We start from the raw sequence: 19,629 nt of genomic DNA, 5'->3' as shown, positions 1-19,629 counted from the left end.
CCTTAGCCTATTACCGCAAAAACGCGCGTGCATTTCTAAACATGCGTAACCATGCCCCATCTTGCGTCCATTCATCAGGCTTCCAGCTATGTGTCACCGCACGTAGAGTACGCTCAGGGTGTGGCATCATTAAAGTGACGCGACCATCTGAGCTACAAATACCTGTGACACCGCCCACTGAGCCATTAGGATTGAGAGGGTAAGTTTCAGTTGGATTACCATGACTGTCCACATAGCGTAGGGCAAGCTGTCCATGATGTGCCATACCTGCGATGTCAGTCTCCGTTAGCGTTGCCAAGCCTTCGCCATGTGCCACTGCAATTGGTAATATGCTGTCTTGCATACCCTTAAAGAGCACTGATTTGGTGCGCTCTACTTTGACATTGACAGTACGAGCCTCAAAGCGCGCTGATTTGTTGGCGATAAAGCGTGGGAAGTTATCTGCACCGGGGATTAAGTCTTTAAGTTGAGCCATCATCTGACAGCCATTACACACGCCTAAGCTAAAGGTCTCTGGGCGAGTAAAGAAGCGCACAAACTGCATACGCAATTCATCATGGAACAAGATAGAGTTTGCCCAGCCTGAGCCTGCACCCAACACATCACCATAACTAAAGCCACCACAGGCGACCAGACCATCAAAGTCACGTAAATCCACGCGTTTTGCCAGTAGGTCACTCATGTGCACATCGACCGCCTCAAAGCCCGCCATGGTAAAGCCAGCCGCCATTTCTAGCTGACCATTGACCCCTTGCTCACGCAAAATAGCTACTTTTGGTTTGCTACCACGACTATTGAGATACGGTGCTTCAACAGCTTGATTTAAGTCAAAGTTAGCATGGGCAATGAGACCGTGATGGTTACTGTCGCTAATGAGTGCAAACTCTTGCTCAGCACAGGCAGGGTTGTCACGGCGACGGGCGATTTGGTAGCTCACTTGCGACCATGTTTGTTGTAGCTCAGTGCGTGTCCATACCAGAACCTCATCACCTTGGTGAACTGGCGTGATGATGGTCAGTTTATCTTGTTGTGCTCCACCAGCAGGCGTTTTAAAGGTTTGCCCGATTAGACTTAGCATTTGGCTGACGTGGTGTTGTTCTGCCAGTTGCATGAGTGCATCAACATGCTCAGGTAGCACTTGAATCACTGCCCCTAATTCCTCAGCAAATAGCTGACCGAGTAGGTTTTCTTCATCAAGGTTGAGGTTAATGGCTTGTCGAGAGGTAAACTGCATCTCAGCAACAGTGGCAAACATACCTCCATCACCAATATCATGATAAGCACTGATGATGCCTTGCTCATTGCCCGCTTGGATAAAATTAAAGAAATTGATTAAATCTTCAGGGTTGGCTAAATCAGGACTGTCATCACCTAACTGGCTAAATGTTTGTGCCAATATTGAGCCACCCAAACGATATTGACCATCAGATAAGTCAAGACGATACAAGGCTGCATCGGTATTAACCAGCTCAGGGGTCAGCGTTTTATTGACATCAATAACTGGTGCAAAGGCAGAAATAACCAAGCTCATCGGTGAGACAACCGACTTTTCTGTACCATCGCTGTCTGCCCAGTTTGCACGCATAGAAAGTGAGTCTTTACCCACAGGAATGGCAATACCGAGGGCAGGGCATAGCTCTTCGCCGATGGCATGTACAGCATCATATAATGCCACATCTTCGCTGTCTTCCCCACAAGCTGCCATCCAGTTTGCCGATAGGGTGATATCGCTAATCTGAGCGATACGCGCGCCTGCAATATTGGTAATCGCTTCAGCAACTGCCAAGCGAGCAGAAGCAGCAGGGTTTATCAGTGCCACAGGTGGACGCTCACCCATACTCATGGCTTCCCCAGTCTCTGCTTTGAGTCCTGATAGGGTCACCGCACAGTCTGCAACAGGCACTTGATAACGTCCGACATATTGGTCTTGTACCACCATACCTGTGATTGAACGGTCACCGATGCTAATCAAAAATGACTTACTGGCGACAGTAGGGTGACGCATGACATCTAAGGCAGTTGAATGTAACTGCATATCACCAACATTTAAAGGACGCAGTTTGTTGTCGATGGGACGCTGTACAGATTTATGTAGTTTTGGCGTGCCACCTAGTAGCACTTGCATTGGCATATCGACAGGTTGTTCGTCTAGTAACTCATCATCGACTTTAAGATGACGCACTTCAGTTGCGACGCCTAAAATGGCAAATGGACAACGCTCACGCTCACATATTTTTGTAAATATTGCCTCACTATCAGGACGAATTGCCAATACATAACGCTCTTGCGCTTCGTTTGACCAAATTGCCATTGGCGACATACCAGCTTCTAGTGAAGGTACTTTGCATAGGTTTAGCACCGCTCCCATTTCATGGTCGTTGACCAGCTCAGGCATGGCATTGGATAAACCACCTGCACCAACATCATGGATAGAAACGATGGGGTTTTTATCGTTATTTGTATCGCTATCGTCAGAGCTACCATCACCTGCCAATGCCCAACAACGGTCAATCACCTCTTGGCAACGACGTTCCATTTCTGCATTATCACGTTGCACACTGGCAAAATCTAAGCCTTCATCTAGCTCACCGCTATCGACCGAAGAAGCAGCACCACCGCCTAAGCCAATCTGCATCGCAGGGCCACCTAAGACGATAAGCAAATCGCCTTCATGAATCGCATTTTTTTCCACCAGATTGCGTTTGATATTGCCATAGCCACCTGCAACCATCATGGGCTTATGATAGCCACGCATTTGGCTACCATCTTGCTCTGGGCTGGTATCTAGCTGAAATGAACGGAAATACCCGCATAAATTGGGACGACCAAACTCATTAGAAAAGTTCGCTGAGCCGAGCGGTGCTTGGGTCATAATCTCAAGGCTGGTTGCCATCCGCTCAGGTGTGCCATAATCCTTGCTATTGACTTTGCCTGACTGCTCCCATTTTTCAGGCATATCAGGCAAATGTAGATGTGAGACATTAAAGCCTGTTAACCCTGCTTTGGGCTTACCACCACGTCCCGTTGCCCCTTCATCACGAATCTCACCACCTGCACCTGTAGATGCCCCTGCATACGGTGCAATCGCTGTTGGGTGGTTGTGGGTTTCAACCTTCATCAAAATATCTATCCATTCTTGATGGAAGTCATAGTGGTGAGCATTGTCATCTGCATTTGGCAGTGGATAAAAACGCTGTGCTTCAAAGCCTTCCATCACCGCCGCATTATCTTTATAGGCAGACAAAATCCCTTGAGGATTGGACTGATAAGTGTTTTTAATCATCTGGAACAAAGACTTGGCTTGTGCTTCACCATCAATCGTCCACTCAGCATTAAAAATCTTATGGCGGCAATGCTCAGAGTTTGCTTGTGCAAACATCATTAGCTCAACATCGGTAGGATTACGTTGTAGTGAGGTGCTATAAGCCTGCATCAAATAATCAATATCTGATTCAGATAACGCAAAGCCAAATTTACGGTTGGCATCGACCAATGCCTGACGACCTTGTGTCAGAATATCAATCTCATTAAGATGTGCTGGGCTGTCTGTTTCAAACAATCTGTCTAACTGTGCAAACTCATAGACCAAACTTTGTGTCATCTGGTCATGTAATAACTGCTCAGCTTCTTTGGGTAGTTTGTGTGGCAAATCTGCCCCGACCAACGTATAAATAACCACGCGCTCAATACGCTCAATGGCAATCTCACAGTTATTAAAGATATCTGTTGCCTTACTTGACCACGGTGAAATTGTTCCAAAGCGAGGGCTAACAATGACTTGAAGTTGTCCTTGCTGTGCAGGGGCTAACTCGATTGCTTGCCCTTGATTAAGTAGGTTAAGGGCTTGTTGTTGCTCTTTTTCATTTAGCTGGCGTGATAACACATATACTTGCTGGCTAACAATATCAGTGATGTTTAAAGATGTTTTTTGGTTTAATTGGTTAATCAGTTGCTTGGTTTGAAAATTGGTTAAAAATGAATGTCCAGCAATCAAAATCATGGTCATATTCCAGTTATTTGGTGGGAATTGGAGAAGGGTGTATGATGATTTATTATAACAAGAACCGAAAAAATAAGCAGACAATATCCTGAATTATCAATCATCACCGTACTTTAATACTGCCTTATTTACAAAAACACACAACTGCTTACCCGTAACCGCTAGAGAGGCTGTTGGCATTTTTTTATAATGATAATGCAAACTATTTCTAATAACTTTAACTTCATGGGGTGAATGTTTAACTGCCCCTATATAAACACAATCAAAAAAGGATTTGCTATGAGCAAGCTAAGTAAAAAAGAACATCTACATAAAATCTCTGAACTTATTAAAGATGTCAAATTTGCCATGATGACCACCACCACTCATGAAGGTCATCTACATGCCTGTCCGATGACAACCAATAGCTTTGACCTTGAAAAAAAAGAAATTTGGTTTATTGGTGATAAGCAAACTGAAACGGTGGCAGATATTGAACGTAACCCACAAATAAACCTTGCCTATACCTGCCATCATGATAAAGATTATGTGTCTATCAATGGCACTGCTGAATTGGTTGATGACAAAGCCATATTAGATAAATTGTGGTCACATCATTACAATGCCTTTTATGAGCATGGCAAAGACGACCCCAATATTCAGCTTATTAAAGTCGTGCCAAATGGGGCAGAATATTGGCTAAGTGGCAATGCTGTGGTGAATATGTTTAAAATGACCGCCGCTTCTGTCATTGATGGCAAAACTGCTGAACAATTAGGTGATAATCATTCAGTCACCTTTTAACAAATGAATGACAGTTAATAATAGCGAATAACAAAGTGGCTCAATAGTAAAATATTGAGCCACTTTTTTTATGCAAATTTATCATGGATTGATTGGATAGCATTTATAGTTAGCGAAATTATAAACTGGTACAATGCAGGCGAGAGCAGATAGTACAGTTGTATAGCAAACGAGCCTAACACCATAATAGTTATCAAGTTCGTTGACTATACTTACCCTTGTTTTAAATAAGGCCATGCCACTCTAAGATAAATCATCATCGACCATAGTGTCAGTATCACTGCTGCAACCATTAAGACATAACCGACAATTTCAAGTGCCTGCCAGTTGAGTAATAGCACAATAATGGCAATCATCTGAAAAGTGGTTTTGAGCTTACCCACATAAGAGACAGCCACGCTGGTACGATTGCCAAGCTCCGCCATCCACTCACGCAAAGCCGAGACTGCAATTTCTCGTGAAATAATCACAATTGCTGCAATCGCCATAATGATATTAGGGTGCCATTGCACCAGTACAATAAGAGCGGCTGCGACCATCAACTTATCAGCCACAGGGTCTAAAAAACGTCCAAATGCTGAAGTGATATTCATTCGCCGTGCCAGATAGCCATCGAGCCAGTCGGTAATAGCAGCCAAGACAAACAAAAGTGTCAGTAGAATATGACGCAAAAAGCTATCGCTAAAGGCGTTCATATTCATGCCAATATTGGCAATAGCATTATTGGAAATCATGGGTTCACCAATACCCAAAGCAGGTGGCCAATAAGCGATGGCGACAAACAGCGGTATCATAACAATACGGGCAATGGTGAGGTTATTGGGTAGATTAAAGACACTTTTGCTGGCAGGTGTAGAGTCAGTATTATTGGTCATGGTTATCCATTAGAATCAGACTGTGGGTACAGTCATCAAAGAATTTGTAACTTACTATAGGTATAGCTTAGCATTTTTCAAGGATAAATATGAACTGGATATACAAGCTTGGATTATCTTCATCAAAATTTAACAAAATATGTCACTGTTGTAAAAGCAATTCAAACGTAAATTAATGTAATTCATCTCATTCATTTTTTAGCACTTAGATATATAATAGGTACATCTGTTTACTGAAACTCTGATTGTTTAAAATTATAGGGTTGGCTAAGGATAGCCGTATTGCGGCTATCCTAATGACCAATAAAAGAATAAAACAGCTTTGCTTTTCCTCAACCCACAGAAATATTTCTGTGGGCTTTTTTTTATCAATTTTTTGCTAAGCTGGTATTGTCGTCTGTCTATAAGAAGAGGTAACGAATTAATCTTCCTCAATTTTGATAATTTGTAAGTCAGGATAGCTTAGCTTGATATCATAGTCTTGTGAACCGCGTTTAGCTTCAATCTCCAAAACAGGTTTTTGACGATAATCATCGACATCAATATCTTCAACCGTATAGCCCATATTGCTTAGCTTTTGGATAGCTTTTTGTTTGATAGAGTCAAAATTGCTATCTTCATATACTGATTTTTTGATTTTGTCATCTAAATCAGGCTGGTTGTCATCATTCCATAACTGTGACCATGTTTTTTGTTTTGACTCTAGTACTTTTAGGCTAGGATAACTATAGATAAATTCATAAGCTTGCCCACCTTTTTTCGCATAGACTTCTACAGATGGTTTGTTATCATAGTCATCAGCTTTGATATTGATAACTTGATAACCTTTTTGTTGTAGTGATTGGCGAATATTTTGAGTAATAGCACCAAAATTAGCATCATTATAAACTTGTCGTTCGATGCGGTCATAAGCCATGCTGTTCGTGACCAGTCCCATGCTTAAAGCACCAGTAAGTAGGAGCGTGGTTGTTGCTGAAAAAATAGATTTTTTTAAAGTTTGCATAGTCATACCTTAATGATAAAAAACAAGTTTAAGTGAAAATTTAAGTTTAAGTCACATACTGTCTGTATGAGCAGTCATATAACAAAAAAGGGTGCTGATTTCTCAACACCCTTTTATGGAATGATTATAGTAAACAAACCATGGGTTGTTATTGTATTTATTAATTAGACTTTGCTGTCAGGTGTTGTCGGATCAACGGTGGTATTGGTATTGACAGTCACATCATCATCAACACGTTTATCATCATGATGGGCTTTACTGAGCCACTCATTGACTTGAGTTTCTACTTCATCTTTAAGATGACCATAGCGCTCTTGGATTTTACCAACTAGTTTGTCAAAGCTGCCATCAACATGTGCCAAATCATCATCAGTCAGATCAGCCCATTTCTGTTTAACACTGCCCCGTAATTGTTTCCACTCACCTTTTAAAGTATCTTTATTCATTATATAACTCCTTGGAGATCATCACTTATGATTGTTTATATTAATTTCATATAACTTTTACCAATTAAATAATTAATTGATAACTTTATCCTAACGCTAGTTTTAGAATAAGTCTGTATATGCAATGTATAAATTGTTAAAGATATATAAATATTTTAAGAGTCTTTCTAGTGAAGTTAATAAATCATAAGTAATGAGTCTAGTTTTGTAAGCATATACTTACATGCAATGACGCTTTGGCGACTTACGCTAATCCTGCAAATTTGCGATTATAGATTTACGGCATCAAGGACGATGACTCAAGGATTGAGAGGCTTAATGTAGTTGATACATAAAGTTGACCGTAGTAAGGATAAAATTGTAAGTAGGTAAGACAAGGGTAGGATACCCAATATCATTAATATTTCAGGACGAAGTATTGTTGATAGTTACTAAAGTAACAATTACTAAGGATAGTAAACAATGAAAACCGTATGGCGAAAGCTGTGCGGTTTTGTTGTTTGCGTTAAAGAATAATATTTATAGATATAACAAAAACCGCATGACATCTGCCATACGGTTTTTATAGATAAGATAAGTGATAATTTGCTGATATCAGCTTATCAGCTTATCAGCTTATGCTACTGCGGGTTTTTTTTTACGTAATCTGCCGGCCATTTTTAACCCTGCCTGAAAGTTTTTGCCTAATAAAGTTAATTGCACAATACCGACCATTAATTCTATCACCTGTACCACATAAAAAATGGTATCAAACTGCCCCGAGCTGGCTTTGTAATTTAAAAATATCGCTGATGGTAGCATGACACAAATCCCATTTAGAGCAATGATTTTCATGCGTTTTTGCTTGTCAGTAATCAATCTGCCTTTGCGAGATTTGCTCAAAAAATTCCCTGTCCCGCCTGTCATCGCCATACATACCGCCAAGCAAGCAATGCCATAATAGGCAATATAATGCTTGACCGCAACGATAGCGGAGACGCTTAAAAATAATTCAGAAATGGTGGTAGTTGTCCAAAATGTAGCAATAATCAACATAGCTAGCGTGCCTGCGATGGCGTGTATGATTTTTGGGTTCATCAAAAGTTGTCCTATAAAAACCTATAAAAATAATCTAATTTGGTGTGTAAAAGGGCGGGCAGTCAAGCTGTTGCTATATGATAAGGATAAATAAGCAAATCATTACAGGAAACCACGCCTTACCCGCTGTATGGTGATATAATGTCATATTGACAACATGATGTCAATATGTAATGATAGAGAAATGGCAAGTTAGCTGATAAAAAATGATTGCTTTGGTCGATGTTTTGATAAAATTGGTCATAATATCAATGAGTTGCTTAATGAAAATACAGCGTGATTTTTTTTAATTTTTTTATGGTTCATTGTTGTCTTAACTTAGTGATGTGATTGAAAGCAGTAAAAGCAGTGAAAAACAGTAATTTAGGTTAAGTTAAACTCAATTATGATAAGTTAAGTCCAATTAAGCCAAGTTACGACAATGATTGACAACAAACAGATGATGCAACAATGATGGTGATATGCAATGACACACAACAAACCAAGCAACAAAACTTCCAACAAAGCACACAGCAAAAACAAACCAGACGACAAGTCGGACGGCAAGTCAGACGAGCAAGCAGACGATTCACGAACGACGGAAGGGTCAGCTTTGAGCAATCTTATGCTTGATTTATTTAAGCTAAACAGTCGGGTATTGACCGCAGGCGACAGACTGGTCGCTGACCTTGGCATGACCAGTTCACGTTGGCAAGTACTGGGGACGATTATGGCAAGTGAGCAACCGCAACCTGTGTCTTGGTTGGCTCGGGATATGGGGGTCAGTCGGCAAAATGTGCAACGTATTGTCAATGATTTGGCAAAAGAGGACTTGGTAGCGTTTGAGCCAAATCCTCATCATCAGCGGGCACATTTGGTGGTGCTTACTGCCAAAGGTCAGCAAATTTTCCATGAGGCTGACCAGCGTCAGACTCCGTGGGTCAATGCGTTAGCAGAGGGGATTGCATTAGAGGACATTCAGGCGATGCACCGCGTTATTATGACATTGGCAGAAAAGCTGGAAGAGTAGAGGACTAATTCCTACTCCTCCTTAGCAACGCCCGCAACTGGCAACTCAATCTCAACGGTTAATCCCTGCGTATCCGTGCGATTATATGCCCGAATCTGCCCATGATGAGCCATAACCACTGCATGCACAATGGCAAGCCCTAAGCCATAGCCCCCTGTTTTACGGTGGCGGGCAGTATCCAAACGCACAAATGGCTGAAATATGCGTTGTAAATCTTTTTCTGCCACCCCTTCGCCTGTATCACTGATACTGATAACAATGGCGGATTGTTTTGGCTGTTGTGAGGATAATGTTTGAGCCATTGTCGTTGTTGCCGTTGTTAATGTCATGGTTACTTTGACACTGCCCCCCATTGGCGAGTGCATAAACGCATTACGAATGACATTTTCTAAGGCACTGTGTAACTGCTCTGCTTGCCCCATGATAATAAAATTGTGTGAGTCTTGTGTTTTGTGCGTCTTTTGCGAAGTTGGCGATTGCCATTGCCAGTTTATCTGTTTGTCTTGAAATTCAAAGCACACATCTTGCCCAATCTGATTGATTAACTCGACCAAATCAACCGCCTGTTGCTCCTCTTGGGATATGGCGTAGCGTTGCATTTGTAGCGACTGAATATGAATAATATGTTCGATAAGCTCATTCATACGTGCCGTTTCTTTTTGAATACGGTCAAGATATTTGCCTGCATTGGGCGAGAAATCTCGGGCAAGCTCAGTGGCTATCTCAAGGCGGGCAAGTGGTGAGCGTAACTCATGCGAGATGTCACTTAGCATTTGTTTACGAGCCAGCTCACTGTCTGCCAGCCGTTCAGAGAGATGGGCGATGTCCTGTGCCAACTGTCCAAACTCATCATTACCCAACTGCATCAATTGCGTATCTACCTGATAATCCCCCGCCATCATACGATGAACGCTGTGTTGCACCCGTTGAATACGGCGGGTCAAAATACGGCTTAAGCAAAAACACACTGCCACCACAAAGATAAGAATAATCAAAAAACGCACGCCAAAATTGCTACGGTATAGTGCCATCAACTCTGGAAATGGCAACTGTGGCTGTAGCTCAATGGTATAAACCTGACCATTGGCTGAATTTACCTTGATATCTGCCAACTCAGGACGGTTTTGATAAAAATCATTATTTTGTGGAAAAAACGTTGGAAAATCAGGGGAATTTGCTGGACTTTTGCCGTTTGCTGGATATGGTTGCGAATTATCATCTGCCAGATTGTCATTGTGGTTATTAACCACAACATCTGGCTGGCTAGTTGATTGGTTGGCTGTTTGGCTGATTGGCTGGTGATAAGAGGGAAAAATCACCATACCTTGAGCATCAATCACCTGTATTTGGCGTAACTGCTGATGATTTTCGGCATACATTTGCTGAACCGCTGACAAATCACCTGCTTGTAAATACTCAACAAGCTGTTGTCGTAGGATTAACAAGGTATCAATTTGCTTATCCATACGTTTGGCGATTTCTTGAGCAGTTAGCCCACGTGCAATCGCAAATGACAACGCAGAAGTGGTCAATAATATGATTAACAACCCCAAAAACAATCGCCAAAATAACGATAACGACGGCAAAAAAGCCAATTTTTTAGTTAATTTTATCATCACAATACCAACTGATAGCCTTTGCCACGAATGGCTTTAATCGGCTCATCATGAAAGGGTTGTAGCTTTTTTCTTAAGCGGGACACATGCACATCAAGGCTACGGTCAAATGGCTGTAGTTCACGCTGTAGCACCGTTTCAGACAGCCACTCCTTACTGACCACCGAACCTTTTTGACGCAACAACGCCAATAACAAATCAAACTCAGTGCCAGTTAATTGCAACGCCTGCTCATCAACCAAGCAAGTCCGCTGAATGGGGTCAAGGTGCAAACGGCTGTCAGGCAGAGGCGTATTATCAACACTCACAGCATGGGGCGTTATGGTAGTACGTTTGATAACCGCATTAATACGTGCCAACAGCTCACGAGGATTGCAAGGCTTACTAATATAATCATCAGCTCCCAGCTCAAGCCCAACGATACGGTCAATCTCATCACCTTTGGCAGTAAGCATAATCACAGGTATGGGTGCAGTGTTTGTACTGGCATAAAGGGTCGGTAGCTGTCGTAGCACCTGCAAGCCATCTAACTTAGGCATCATAATATCGAGCACCAACAAATCATAAGTTTGCGTCTGTAACTGGCTAAGAGCCTGCTCCCCATCATGCACACAGTCGCAAGTGACCGCATGATTGGCTAAATATTCTACCAATAACTGCGTTAATTCCTCATCATCATCAGCAAGCAAAATATGGGGCATGGTGTGTCCTCAACTCAATAAATAAGAAATCTGTTAAAAGACAGTTTAGCAAATTTTTTGTCCGCATAAGCAAGGATATGGCAATCGTTACCTTTCTTAAAGTTTCATAAAAGTACGCAACGTCACATTGTCTTATTATAGATTTTGTCAACAGGGCATATGCTTATAAGCAGAACACAAACGACTTACTAAGCCAATGATGCCAATCATGCAAACAATGATTGTTGAAATAAACTAACCAATAAAATGTCCCAATCATTTTATAACCTCAAGTTATACAGCCAAGGAAAACTGTTATGAAAAAACTTATCACCGCCACCGTATTAGCAACATCTGGTTTACTTGCTGTCGTTACCAGTGGTGTTGTCAATGCCGAAACATCAAACCAACAATCCACACAACAGCAAGCCCAATCACAAAGTATCAGAGGTAATTTTATGTTTAATCGAATCATGAAAAAAATGGCTGACGAATTAGAACTAACCGACAGCCAACAAGCCCAAATTGCAGAGGTTATACAACAAAACTTTGACAAATTCCAAGATAACCGCGAGCAGTGGCTATCTGAAAACGAACAAATGCAGACACAAATACAGCAGTTAGTTAATAGCGACCACGTTGATCCTAACTTACTAAATGAGCTGGCAGAAAAACAAGCTGACAAAGCCAAAGAGCGTTTTAAGAAACGTATCGAAGTGCAACGCTCAATCAGCCAAATACTTACCGCTGAGCAACGTGAAAAATTAAGTGAAAAGTTCAAAGCCATGCGTGAGAATCGCCAAGGTTTCCGAGGTGGATTTGGTGGCGGTTTTGGTAAAGGAGGCTTTGGCGGTGGATTTGCAGGGGGATTCGGTGGTGGATTTGGTGGCGGTATGCCAATGTTTAACTAATGTCTAAATTTTTGATTTATAAAGCAAAAAAATAAATAAAAATAACCTGCTCAATGCATGTAAGCATATGCTTACATGCATTGACGCTTTTACGTCTTACGCCTACCCTGTAAATTTGCGATGATGTGTTCACGGGATAAAGGAATATCACTCAAGGATTGAGTAACTTAATGTAGTTGATACATAAAGTTAACCGTAACTAAGGATAAAGACGATGTGTCAAGGGTAAGATACCCTGTATCATAAAATATTCTAGGATTGAATGTTTTGCTTGGTATTTAACATGGACTGGTTAACAACGAAAACCGTATGGCGTAAGCTGTGCGGTTTTGTTGTTTGTAGGGCAAACTATTATCATAAGTTTCTGTAAATAAAATCTATAACTAATTATTATAAATAATGATGCACTTTTATTATTAAAACTAACCATCATCAAGGAATAATCATGTTAAAAAAGATGCAATTACGCAATCCAAATGAGCCACACCGAGTGGCGACCCCACTGGAGTTGTTGTTTGATTTGATTTATGTGGTGGCGATTGCCAGTACGGCGAAAGGGTTGCATCATAGTTTATTAGAGCATCATTTTACTGATGGTATCTTACAGTTTTTATTATCCTTTTTTATTTTATGGAACGCATGGGCAGAGTTTACATGGTTTGCCTCAAGCTATGATAGTGATGATACCTTTTATCGACTGTCTGTTTTTGTGCAGATGTTTGGCTCATTGATGATTGCGGTGGGTATTGGACAGTTATTTGAGTCTGGTTCATTTGTTATAGTGACGGTTGGTTATACGGTTAAACGCTTGGCATTAATCAGTCAATGGTTGCGAATATACAAAGATGAGCCGAGTCGTAGAGAGGTGGCAAAGCGATATTTATTGGCAACGACCCTATTACAAATTTCGTGGATTAGTCTGTTATTTTTTCCAGAAGCATTACAACTTGCAAGTATTGCGGTGATGGTGATTGCGGAATTGTGGAGCAGTCGTTGGGTGCATGGCAATGAGGCGGGCAGTTGGCACCCACATCATATCGCTGAACGCTATGGGTTATTGGTCATTATTGTATTGGGCGAGGGCATACTGGGCACATTTAATACCATAAGTGTGTTATATAACAGTCATCATGGCGATATCACTGCGTTGGGGTCGATATTTTTTGTGGGTTTGGGTGTGATGGGGTTGGTATTTGCGTTATGGTGGCTGTATTTTGCCATGCCTTTTGGGCATATGTTAGAAAAAAAACGTCAGCGTAGTTTGGTGTTTATATTTAACTATGGTCACTTTTTTATCTTTGCGTCATTGGCAGGATTGGGGTCAGCGTTAGAGTTGGTGTCTGATACGTTAAATAGCACTGGGCATGGCGGACATGCACTGGTATCAGCACAGTATGCGATGGTAGTTTTAACCATTATGTTGGTAATTTATTTGCTGGCATTATCTGGATTAAGGTCAATGATGATGGGTAAGTTGACCAAAAATATCTGGGTAGTATTGGGGGCAATGGGGATTTTATTGTTCAGTTATGGGCTGGTTATGATGGGGTTGCCGATTGTGGTGGGAATTTGGGTCAGTATTTTAGCCCCTATGTTGATGATTATGTATGTGAATCGCTGGACAAAATCATTTGCGGTAAATGCTGATGTTAATGGATAAGTCCCTATTTTTGTGTTTAAACAGTAGCTCGTAGTTAGCATTAACTTTGTAAGCATATGCTTACACGCAATGACGCTTTGGCGACTATCACTTATCCTGCAAATTTGCGATTATAGATTCACGGCATCAAGGATGATGACTCAAGGATTGAGAGACTTAATGTAGTTGATACATCAAGTTAACCGTAATTTACTTAAGGATAAGTAAGTAGTATTAGGGTAGGATGCCCGATATCACTGATGTTTCAGGATGAAATATTGGCTGGTACATGCTAAGGACAGTAAACAATGAAAACCGTATGGCGAAAGCTGTGCGGTTTTGTTGTTTGTGGTCATCAAGCTTTTTATTACCTTATATCCCAACAAACGCAAAATCCACTTCTGGTTTTTGTCCTTGCATTAATAGGCTAATGGCTTTTGCTGAACCACAAGAATGTGTCCAGCCTAATGTGCCATGCCCAGTATTAAGCCATAAATTATCAAAGGTGGTTGACTGATTTTGTGAGCCAGAAGCAGTTGAGCCAGAACCATGAGTAACTGCCCCAAGATGAGCCTTACCAATGAGTGGTACATTGGAAGGAGTCATCGGGCGTAACCCTGTCCAATATTTGACACTATCGAGCAAAATACCCTTAGGAAATAACTGGCTAATCCGTCTAGTAATTGCCTGACAACGGGTTGGGTTTAAATCCAAATTATAGCCGTTAAACTCTGCCGTTCCTGCGACTCTCAATTTATCATCAAGCCGAGACATCACCAGTTTAAACTCATCATCAATCATACTGACAAAGGGTGCAAGATTTGGATTATTGGGGTTGACTTGATAAGTAGCAGAGTAGCCTTTGGCAGGAAAAATGGGTAAGTGTATACCAAGCGGTTTGACAAGTTGCACGCTATAACTGCCGAGTGCCATTACATAGCTGTCAGCACTAAAGCTTTCAATTTCTCTATGATTGGGCTTAATGGTGATATGGTCAATTTGGGGGTTATTTGAGCTCAGTTTTTTTGTATTGGTTGATGACTTTAAATTAAGAGAGACAATATCAGTATCATATAAAAACTGAACGCCATTATCGCTACATAACTTCGCCAAGCGTTGGCTAAATAAATGCGCATTGCCTGACTCGTCCTCACTGGTATACGTTGCACCCACCAGTTTATGGGCGATGGGATACAAGGCAGGTTCAAGGCTTACTGCGGTATCAATATCAATGACATAACGCTCACAGCCTAATTCTTGCATTCGCTTAGTGGGAGCGATGGCAGCCTCAAATTCCGCTTGCCCTGTATAAAAGTGCATGATGCCGCGTGTTTGTTGCTCGTATTCAATACCAGTTTCAGCACGTAGCTGTTGCAGGGCACTACGAGAATACAACCCCAAATGTACCATCTGTACCAAATTATCATCGGCGTGTTTGGCGCTGCATTGTTGCAAAAATTGCCAGCCCCATTTAAGCTGCTGTGGGTCAGCTCGTAGGCGGTAGAGTAGCGGTGCGTCCTCTTGCATCAGCCATTTAAAGGCTTTGAGTGGGGTGGCAGGGTTTGCCCAAGGAGTAGCGTGGGAGACGGAGATTTGTCCACCATTAGCGAACGAGGTTTGCATGGCAGCGGCAGATTCACGCTCAATGACGGTGACTTCAAATCCTGCTTGGCGTAGATACCAAGCAGTAGTAACACCGACCACGCCTGCCCCCAATACTGCAATGTGTGTCATGTGATTGCCTGTGATTTTAGATTTTTAAAATTACTTTTCTCGTGCCACATCAGCTTGCAATGCTTCTGGTAGTGGCAGAATTTGTAATTCACTGTCGGCGATTTGCTCAGGGCGAGCGACTACCAATGCTTTAAACTCAGATTCATTGATAGCAATGGCATTGACCACCTGTATTTTGTTGATGTTTTCACCTGTGTTTGGTGTGTCACCAGTGCCAGATACCAGATGTAAAAAGGCTTTGGGCGCCGCTTTAAAATAAATACGCGCGATGACCTCTTGCCCTAAATAACAGCCCTTATCATAATCCACGCCACCACGCTGATGTAAACGCAATTCTTGTGGTTGAAACTGCCCTTGTGTATCAGCGGTTATCCAATAATTACCTATGGCAATGCTTTGCTCAGCCCAATCTTTTGGATTGGCAAGGCTCTCCTCTAAGCTAAAAGTCGGTTCACTTTGAGAGCTATCCTTAAGTACGCAGGGGTAAATGTCTATTGGTTCGGTAGTAGTAAATTTGGAAAAAGCACCATACTTTTTCAGATGTGCTTGTAGGCTTTGCATACAGTCACTACTAATCACAATTTCATAGGTTTTATCCATCGGATTTTTTATCCAAATGCCAAATTCAATGCGACCTTTTAAGTTAGCTATGGCGGTGGGTTGATAGCTTAAGCCCAATTTTTTGACGTTACAAGTGATTTGTCCTTGCAAAAATTTTTCGGCGTCCTCGCCTTGCAGCGTGATTTGCTGAAAAGTGGGTAAGCGAGAAGAGGTGGATAAGTTATTGGCAGTCATGGTTTGTTGTCATCCTTATTTATCCTGACTTATCATGGAGATAGTCATATTTTATATTGGTTAGGGTGATGATAGTGATTTTCAAGGCAATTGACACAGCAAAATGACACAAATTAAGTTACAATAGTCAATGGATTTATGAAATATGAAATGATTATTAATTGACTATTAAACAACTATGAGGAAGCCATGAGCCTACCTAATTGCCCAAAATGTGATTCTGAATACACCTATGAAGATGGCGCATTACTTATCTGTCCAATGTGCGCCCATGAATGGACGTTGGCAGAAGAAAAAGCAGCCGAAAGTGCTGATGAATTGCCAGTAATTCGTGATGCTGTAGGCAATGAGCTACAAGATGGTGATGCGGTCACTGTCATCAAAGACTTAAAAGTGAAAGGCTCATCAACGCCATTAAAAGTGGGTACAAAGGTGAAAAGTATTCGCCTGTTGCATGATGCCCCTGATGACCACGACATTGATTGTAAAATTGATGGTTTTGGACAAATGAAGCTTAAGTCTTCAGTGGTGAAAAAAGCATAGATTGCTATAGATTGTTTTTGTATAGGGCTTCCGCAAAATTATGATATTCGTCTTATAAAGTGGCTGGGAGTTATATGAGACTCTCGAACTACGTACAACCAGTCCCCTTAATAAAGAGCAATGATTATCAGATGCTAATTATCTAGGAAAATGTGTTAGTCCTATTGTAGAAACTAAAACCCCTGATTTCTAATGGAAGTCAGGGGTTTTTAAACCGTTGTTTTTTAGTGACATGAGTTGAGGGCAAGTCATGGACATCTAAAAATATTTGTGATTACGGGATTTTGGGGGGCTTAACCACCTTCAGTAGCTTTAGTGCTGAGGTGTTTACTTTGATAGATGGTGGGCGGATATTAGCAGGATTGGGGTTGATTGCGTTGCATTTGGGACTGACATTATTGGCAACTGCGATTGGGGTTTATTTATTTAAGATGATATTGCATGTTTAATATACTGTTGTTGAGTCATTTTTAGCACGTAGGTTGGGTGGAGCTTGCGACACCTAACAATTATATATCGAAGAGCTATTCAATCACTCCAATTTACGGGTAATAAACCCTCCGCTACGAATTTATGGAATGATAAGTATTGCCAATCCTGAACCCGTTCGACATAGTCATGCTTCACAGGATTCATATGGATATAATCGATATGAGTGCGATAATCCAATTCATCTAAAAGTCTTGGCATTGTCCTTTGATATTAAGCCTGCTGTACATAAATCAGCGATAAACTCCTTTTTATCATCATTATCTTCTATTCTGGATATTAATTTAATAAAATTATTAGAATTTATTATGGATAATAACTTCTCTCTTAATATTTTTGACAAATATTCAGAAGATTTGAAGTCGCCACATAACACATAGATTACAAAAGATATAATTAAATATTCCGTATCTGAATAACCAGACTCAAAATCATATGTAACATAGTCTAGGACTCTATCATAACTCAAGTTCATTTCAGGCTTGGAAATGAGATGTGAATATAAAGCATCAAGGACAATATGCCTCATATCTATATAACTAACTTTATTCATTAAACTATCTCCTTAAATCTTTAGCACGTAGGTTGGGTGGAGCTTGCGACACCCAACAAATATATATCGAAGAACTATTCAATCACTTCAATTTATGGGTAATAAACCTTCCGCTACGAATTTATGGAATGATGAGTATTGCCAATCCTGACCCCGTTCAACATAGCCATGCTTCACAGGATTCATATGGATATAATCGATATGAGTGCGATAATCCAATTCATCACGTATGCAATGCTCCCAAAACCGACGTTGCCAAATACCACGCTCGCCTTTTTTCTGACGGCTCTTTGAGATACGTTCGGTTTTGGCAATACGGTAAGAGAAGTAGTATTTAATAAGCTTGATACGTTTAGAATAGTGAGCATCGTCATTTGGCATTGTACATAACATATGCAAATGATCAGGTAAAATAACGATAGTATCAATGTGAAAGGGCTGTTTTTGTTTGACGGTTTTAAAGGTGTTGCGTAGGGTTTCAATCTCTTTAATAAGCAAGTCACTTGATCTATCAGCAAGGTTGATTGTGAAGAAATAATTTGCGCCCTGATAATAGTGCCTTCGATATTGCATGATATTCTACAAATAGTAGGATAGAATTAATTTTAATCTATCATGTTGGGTGTCGCAATCTCCACCCAACCTACGTGCTGTTAAGTTATGTACTTATAGTCGTATTTAAAAAATCAGAAAGACTAATTCCCTTTTTATATTGATAAGGACTATAGCCATCATAATTAATTACTAGCCCAAAGACAGATTTACTTGAATCAATATTAAGTATAACCTTAATATTTTCAGATAAATCGTATACAACTAACCTATACTTACCTATAGAGTCATCATAAAAATCAGATTCATTAAATATTTTACCAACCCTTTCAAAATAGTTAGTCACTGATTTAGCATATCCAGTCTCATTTATTTTTACTCCATTAAGAAAAATTGGCAAACTTAATTCTTCTTTATTAAAATCAGCATGGATACTATAAATAAAACCTAAACAATCAAACCAAAATGAAACTTTATTTGATTCAATAATGTCGAACCCTTCTACTCTCTGCTCTTCTGGATAAATATTAAACACTAATTTTTTTTCTAGTAAAAAATTCTCCAAAAAACTTCTGTCTTTATTTAAAAATAACAACGGATTATCTTTAAAATCCATAAGGTACTCCTTAGTCTAAAAATTCAGGGAAGTTAGTTTGTAGGGTGCATTCCATGCACCGTTTATCTAACTGCTGTTCGCAAAATACAGGCTACAACCCTGAACAACGATAAATATTAAAAAGATAACCGATGTGACCGCTAGCCCTGATGGTAGCGGTATCCTGACGCAGCTGATGGCGATGCGGACTGTGGTAGGGGGCAGTGTCGAGGTAACAGCAATGCCCTCTGACACGTTAGTCCGCACGCCATCGGCAAGGCAGATATAAGCGGACAGCAGGATTGGCTACAGATTAGCTGTTATTTAAT

The 19,629-nt window shown here is 40.7% G+C and carries 19 protein-coding genes; 7 read left to right on the top strand and 12 right to left on the bottom strand.

Translation table 11 applies throughout. The features are described from left to right. Positions 1-10: 10 nt before the first annotated feature. Positions 11-4,000, bottom strand: a complete 3,990-nt coding sequence (purL, locus tag FHK89_RS12205; protein WP_230660804.1) for a phosphoribosylformylglycinamidine synthase — start codon at positions 3,998-4,000, stop codon at positions 11-13. 279 nt (positions 4,001-4,279) lie between these two features. Here purL and FHK89_RS12200 point away from each other — a divergent pair, with 279 nt between their 5' ends. Beyond that, a complete protein-coding gene (locus FHK89_RS12200) occupies positions 4,280-4,783 on the top strand; it encodes a pyridoxamine 5'-phosphate oxidase family protein (RefSeq protein ID WP_230660801.1) in 504 nt (167 codons plus the stop codon). 212 nt (positions 4,784-4,995) lie between these two features. Here FHK89_RS12200 and pgsA read toward each other — a convergent pair whose 3' ends face one another. From pgsA to FHK89_RS12180, 4 genes are all read right to left on the bottom strand, one after another. Then, entirely contained in the window at positions 4,996-5,658 is a 663-nt protein-coding gene (gene pgsA / locus FHK89_RS12195; RefSeq protein WP_230660798.1) for a CDP-diacylglycerol--glycerol-3-phosphate 3-phosphatidyltransferase, read from the bottom strand. A 421-nt stretch (positions 5,659-6,079) separates the two neighbouring features. Further along, entirely contained in the window at positions 6,080-6,661 is a 582-nt protein-coding gene (locus tag FHK89_RS12190) for a PepSY domain-containing protein (RefSeq protein WP_230660796.1), read from the bottom strand. Between the two features lie 164 nt (positions 6,662-6,825). After that, positions 6,826-7,107 (bottom strand): CsbD family protein, encoded by a 282-nt coding sequence (locus tag FHK89_RS15025; protein WP_442966593.1) that lies wholly within the window; start codon positions 7,105-7,107, stop codon positions 6,826-6,828. A gap of 615 nt (positions 7,108-7,722) precedes the next feature. Continuing rightward, on the bottom strand, positions 7,723-8,187 hold the full coding sequence (locus FHK89_RS12180; protein WP_230660793.1) for a hypothetical protein: 465 nt from the start codon (positions 8,185-8,187) through the stop codon (positions 7,723-7,725). Between the two features lie 463 nt (positions 8,188-8,650). On the opposite strand from FHK89_RS12180, the gene FHK89_RS12175 reads away from it, so the two are divergent. After that, the gene (locus tag FHK89_RS12175) at positions 8,651-9,193 is read left to right on the top strand and encodes a MarR family winged helix-turn-helix transcriptional regulator (RefSeq protein WP_230660790.1); all 543 of its coding nucleotides are present in this window, start codon (positions 8,651-8,653) and stop codon (positions 9,191-9,193) included. An 11-nt stretch (positions 9,194-9,204) separates the two neighbouring features. Here FHK89_RS12175 and FHK89_RS12170 read toward each other — a convergent pair whose 3' ends face one another. After that, positions 9,205-10,809, bottom strand: coding sequence for a sensor histidine kinase (locus tag FHK89_RS12170; RefSeq protein WP_230660787.1), 1,605 nt, complete (start codon positions 10,807-10,809; stop codon positions 9,205-9,207). Then, a complete protein-coding gene (locus tag FHK89_RS12165; RefSeq protein WP_230660784.1) occupies positions 10,809-11,510 on the bottom strand; it encodes a response regulator transcription factor in 702 nt (233 codons plus the stop codon). Before FHK89_RS12165 ends, FHK89_RS12170 begins: the two co-directional genes overlap by 1 nt. A 296-nt stretch (positions 11,511-11,806) precedes the next feature. On the opposite strand from FHK89_RS12165, the gene FHK89_RS12160 reads away from it, so the two are divergent. Both FHK89_RS12160 and FHK89_RS12155 read left to right on the top strand, forming a co-directional pair. Then, positions 11,807-12,400: a Spy/CpxP family protein refolding chaperone gene (locus tag FHK89_RS12160; RefSeq protein WP_230660781.1), complete on the top strand. Its 594-nt coding sequence runs from the start codon at positions 11,807-11,809 to the stop codon at positions 12,398-12,400. 445 nt (positions 12,401-12,845) lie between these two features. Continuing rightward, positions 12,846-14,060, top strand: a complete 1,215-nt coding sequence (locus FHK89_RS12155) for a low temperature requirement protein A (protein WP_230660778.1) — start codon at positions 12,846-12,848, stop codon at positions 14,058-14,060. Positions 14,061-14,411: 351 nt separating this feature from the next. Here FHK89_RS12155 and FHK89_RS12150 read toward each other — a convergent pair whose 3' ends face one another. Further along, on the bottom strand, positions 14,412-15,773 hold the full coding sequence (locus tag FHK89_RS12150) for a D-amino acid dehydrogenase (protein ID WP_230660775.1): 1,362 nt from the start codon (positions 15,771-15,773) through the stop codon (positions 14,412-14,414). 30 nt (positions 15,774-15,803) lie between these two features. Continuing rightward, a complete protein-coding gene (gene ygfZ / locus FHK89_RS12145) occupies positions 15,804-16,568 on the bottom strand; it encodes a CAF17-like 4Fe-4S cluster assembly/insertion protein YgfZ (protein WP_230660772.1) in 765 nt (254 codons plus the stop codon). A 189-nt stretch (positions 16,569-16,757) separates the two neighbouring features. Between ygfZ and FHK89_RS12140 the strand changes: the two genes are divergently transcribed. Then, positions 16,758-17,111: a zinc ribbon domain-containing protein YjdM gene (locus FHK89_RS12140; RefSeq protein WP_230660769.1), complete on the top strand. Its 354-nt coding sequence runs from the start codon at positions 16,758-16,760 to the stop codon at positions 17,109-17,111. 284 nt (positions 17,112-17,395) lie between these two features. Further along, positions 17,396-17,560, top strand: coding sequence for a CrcB family protein (locus tag FHK89_RS12135; protein ID WP_230660765.1), 165 nt, complete (start codon positions 17,396-17,398; stop codon positions 17,558-17,560). A gap of 221 nt (positions 17,561-17,781) precedes the next feature. Here the strand turns inward: FHK89_RS12135 and FHK89_RS12130 are convergent, their stop codons facing one another. The 3 genes from FHK89_RS12130 to FHK89_RS12120 form a co-directional block, all read right to left on the bottom strand. Continuing rightward, positions 17,782-18,153 (bottom strand): hypothetical protein, encoded by a 372-nt coding sequence (locus tag FHK89_RS12130; RefSeq protein WP_230660762.1) that lies wholly within the window; start codon positions 18,151-18,153, stop codon positions 17,782-17,784. An 87-nt stretch (positions 18,154-18,240) separates the two neighbouring features. After that, on the bottom strand, positions 18,241-18,726 hold the full coding sequence (locus FHK89_RS12125) for an REP-associated tyrosine transposase (RefSeq protein ID WP_230660760.1): 486 nt from the start codon (positions 18,724-18,726) through the stop codon (positions 18,241-18,243). A gap of 85 nt (positions 18,727-18,811) precedes the next feature. After that, positions 18,812-19,321, bottom strand: coding sequence for a hypothetical protein (locus tag FHK89_RS12120; RefSeq protein WP_230660757.1), 510 nt, complete (start codon positions 19,319-19,321; stop codon positions 18,812-18,814). A 133-nt stretch (positions 19,322-19,454) separates the two neighbouring features. Between FHK89_RS12120 and FHK89_RS14910 the strand changes: the two genes are divergently transcribed. Further along, positions 19,455-19,589, top strand: a complete 135-nt coding sequence (locus tag FHK89_RS14910; protein WP_268992978.1) for a hypothetical protein — start codon at positions 19,455-19,457, stop codon at positions 19,587-19,589. Positions 19,590-19,629 lie beyond the last annotated feature (40 nt).

Source organism: Psychrobacter sp. I-STPA10 (assembly GCF_021012795.1).
GTDB lineage: Bacteria > Pseudomonadota > Gammaproteobacteria > Pseudomonadales > Moraxellaceae > Psychrobacter.
Note: the sequence above shows the minus strand (reverse complement) of the source record. Positions and strands in the feature narration are given on the sequence as shown.

What these genes read in the sequence shown, in the direction of transcription:
- FHK89_RS12140 (WP_230660769.1), top strand. Translation starts at nt 16,758, where the DNA reads ATGAGCCTACCTAATTGCCCAAAATGTGATTCTGAATACACCTATGAA.
- FHK89_RS15025 (WP_442966593.1), bottom strand. Translation starts at nt 7,107, where the DNA reads ATGAATAAAGATACTTTAAAAGGTGAGTGGAAACAATTACGGGGCAGT.
- FHK89_RS12200 (WP_230660801.1), top strand. Translation starts at nt 4,280, where the DNA reads ATGAGCAAGCTAAGTAAAAAAGAACATCTACATAAAATCTCTGAACTT.
- ygfZ (WP_230660772.1), bottom strand. Translation starts at nt 16,568, where the DNA reads ATGACTGCCAATAACTTATCCACCTCTTCTCGCTTACCCACTTTTCAG.
- FHK89_RS12170 (WP_230660787.1), bottom strand. Translation starts at nt 10,809, where the DNA reads ATGATAAAATTAACTAAAAAATTGGCTTTTTTGCCGTCGTTATCGTTA.
- FHK89_RS12190 (WP_230660796.1), bottom strand. Translation starts at nt 6,661, where the DNA reads ATGCAAACTTTAAAAAAATCTATTTTTTCAGCAACAACCACGCTCCTA.
- purL (WP_230660804.1), bottom strand. Translation starts at nt 4,000, where the DNA reads ATGATTTTGATTGCTGGACATTCATTTTTAACCAATTTTCAAACCAAG.
- FHK89_RS12130 (WP_230660762.1), bottom strand. Translation starts at nt 18,153, where the DNA reads ATGAATAAAGTTAGTTATATAGATATGAGGCATATTGTCCTTGATGCT.
- FHK89_RS12125 (WP_230660760.1), bottom strand. Translation starts at nt 18,726, where the DNA reads ATGCAATATCGAAGGCACTATTATCAGGGCGCAAATTATTTCTTCACA.
- FHK89_RS12160 (WP_230660781.1), top strand. Translation starts at nt 11,807, where the DNA reads ATGAAAAAACTTATCACCGCCACCGTATTAGCAACATCTGGTTTACTT.
- FHK89_RS12150 (WP_230660775.1), bottom strand. Translation starts at nt 15,773, where the DNA reads ATGACACACATTGCAGTATTGGGGGCAGGCGTGGTCGGTGTTACTACT.
- FHK89_RS12175 (WP_230660790.1), top strand. Translation starts at nt 8,651, where the DNA reads ATGACACACAACAAACCAAGCAACAAAACTTCCAACAAAGCACACAGC.
- FHK89_RS12165 (WP_230660784.1), bottom strand. Translation starts at nt 11,510, where the DNA reads ATGCCCCATATTTTGCTTGCTGATGATGATGAGGAATTAACGCAGTTA.
- FHK89_RS12155 (WP_230660778.1), top strand. Translation starts at nt 12,846, where the DNA reads ATGTTAAAAAAGATGCAATTACGCAATCCAAATGAGCCACACCGAGTG.
- FHK89_RS12120 (WP_230660757.1), bottom strand. Translation starts at nt 19,321, where the DNA reads ATGGATTTTAAAGATAATCCGTTGTTATTTTTAAATAAAGACAGAAGT.
- pgsA (WP_230660798.1), bottom strand. Translation starts at nt 5,658, where the DNA reads ATGACCAATAATACTGACTCTACACCTGCCAGCAAAAGTGTCTTTAAT.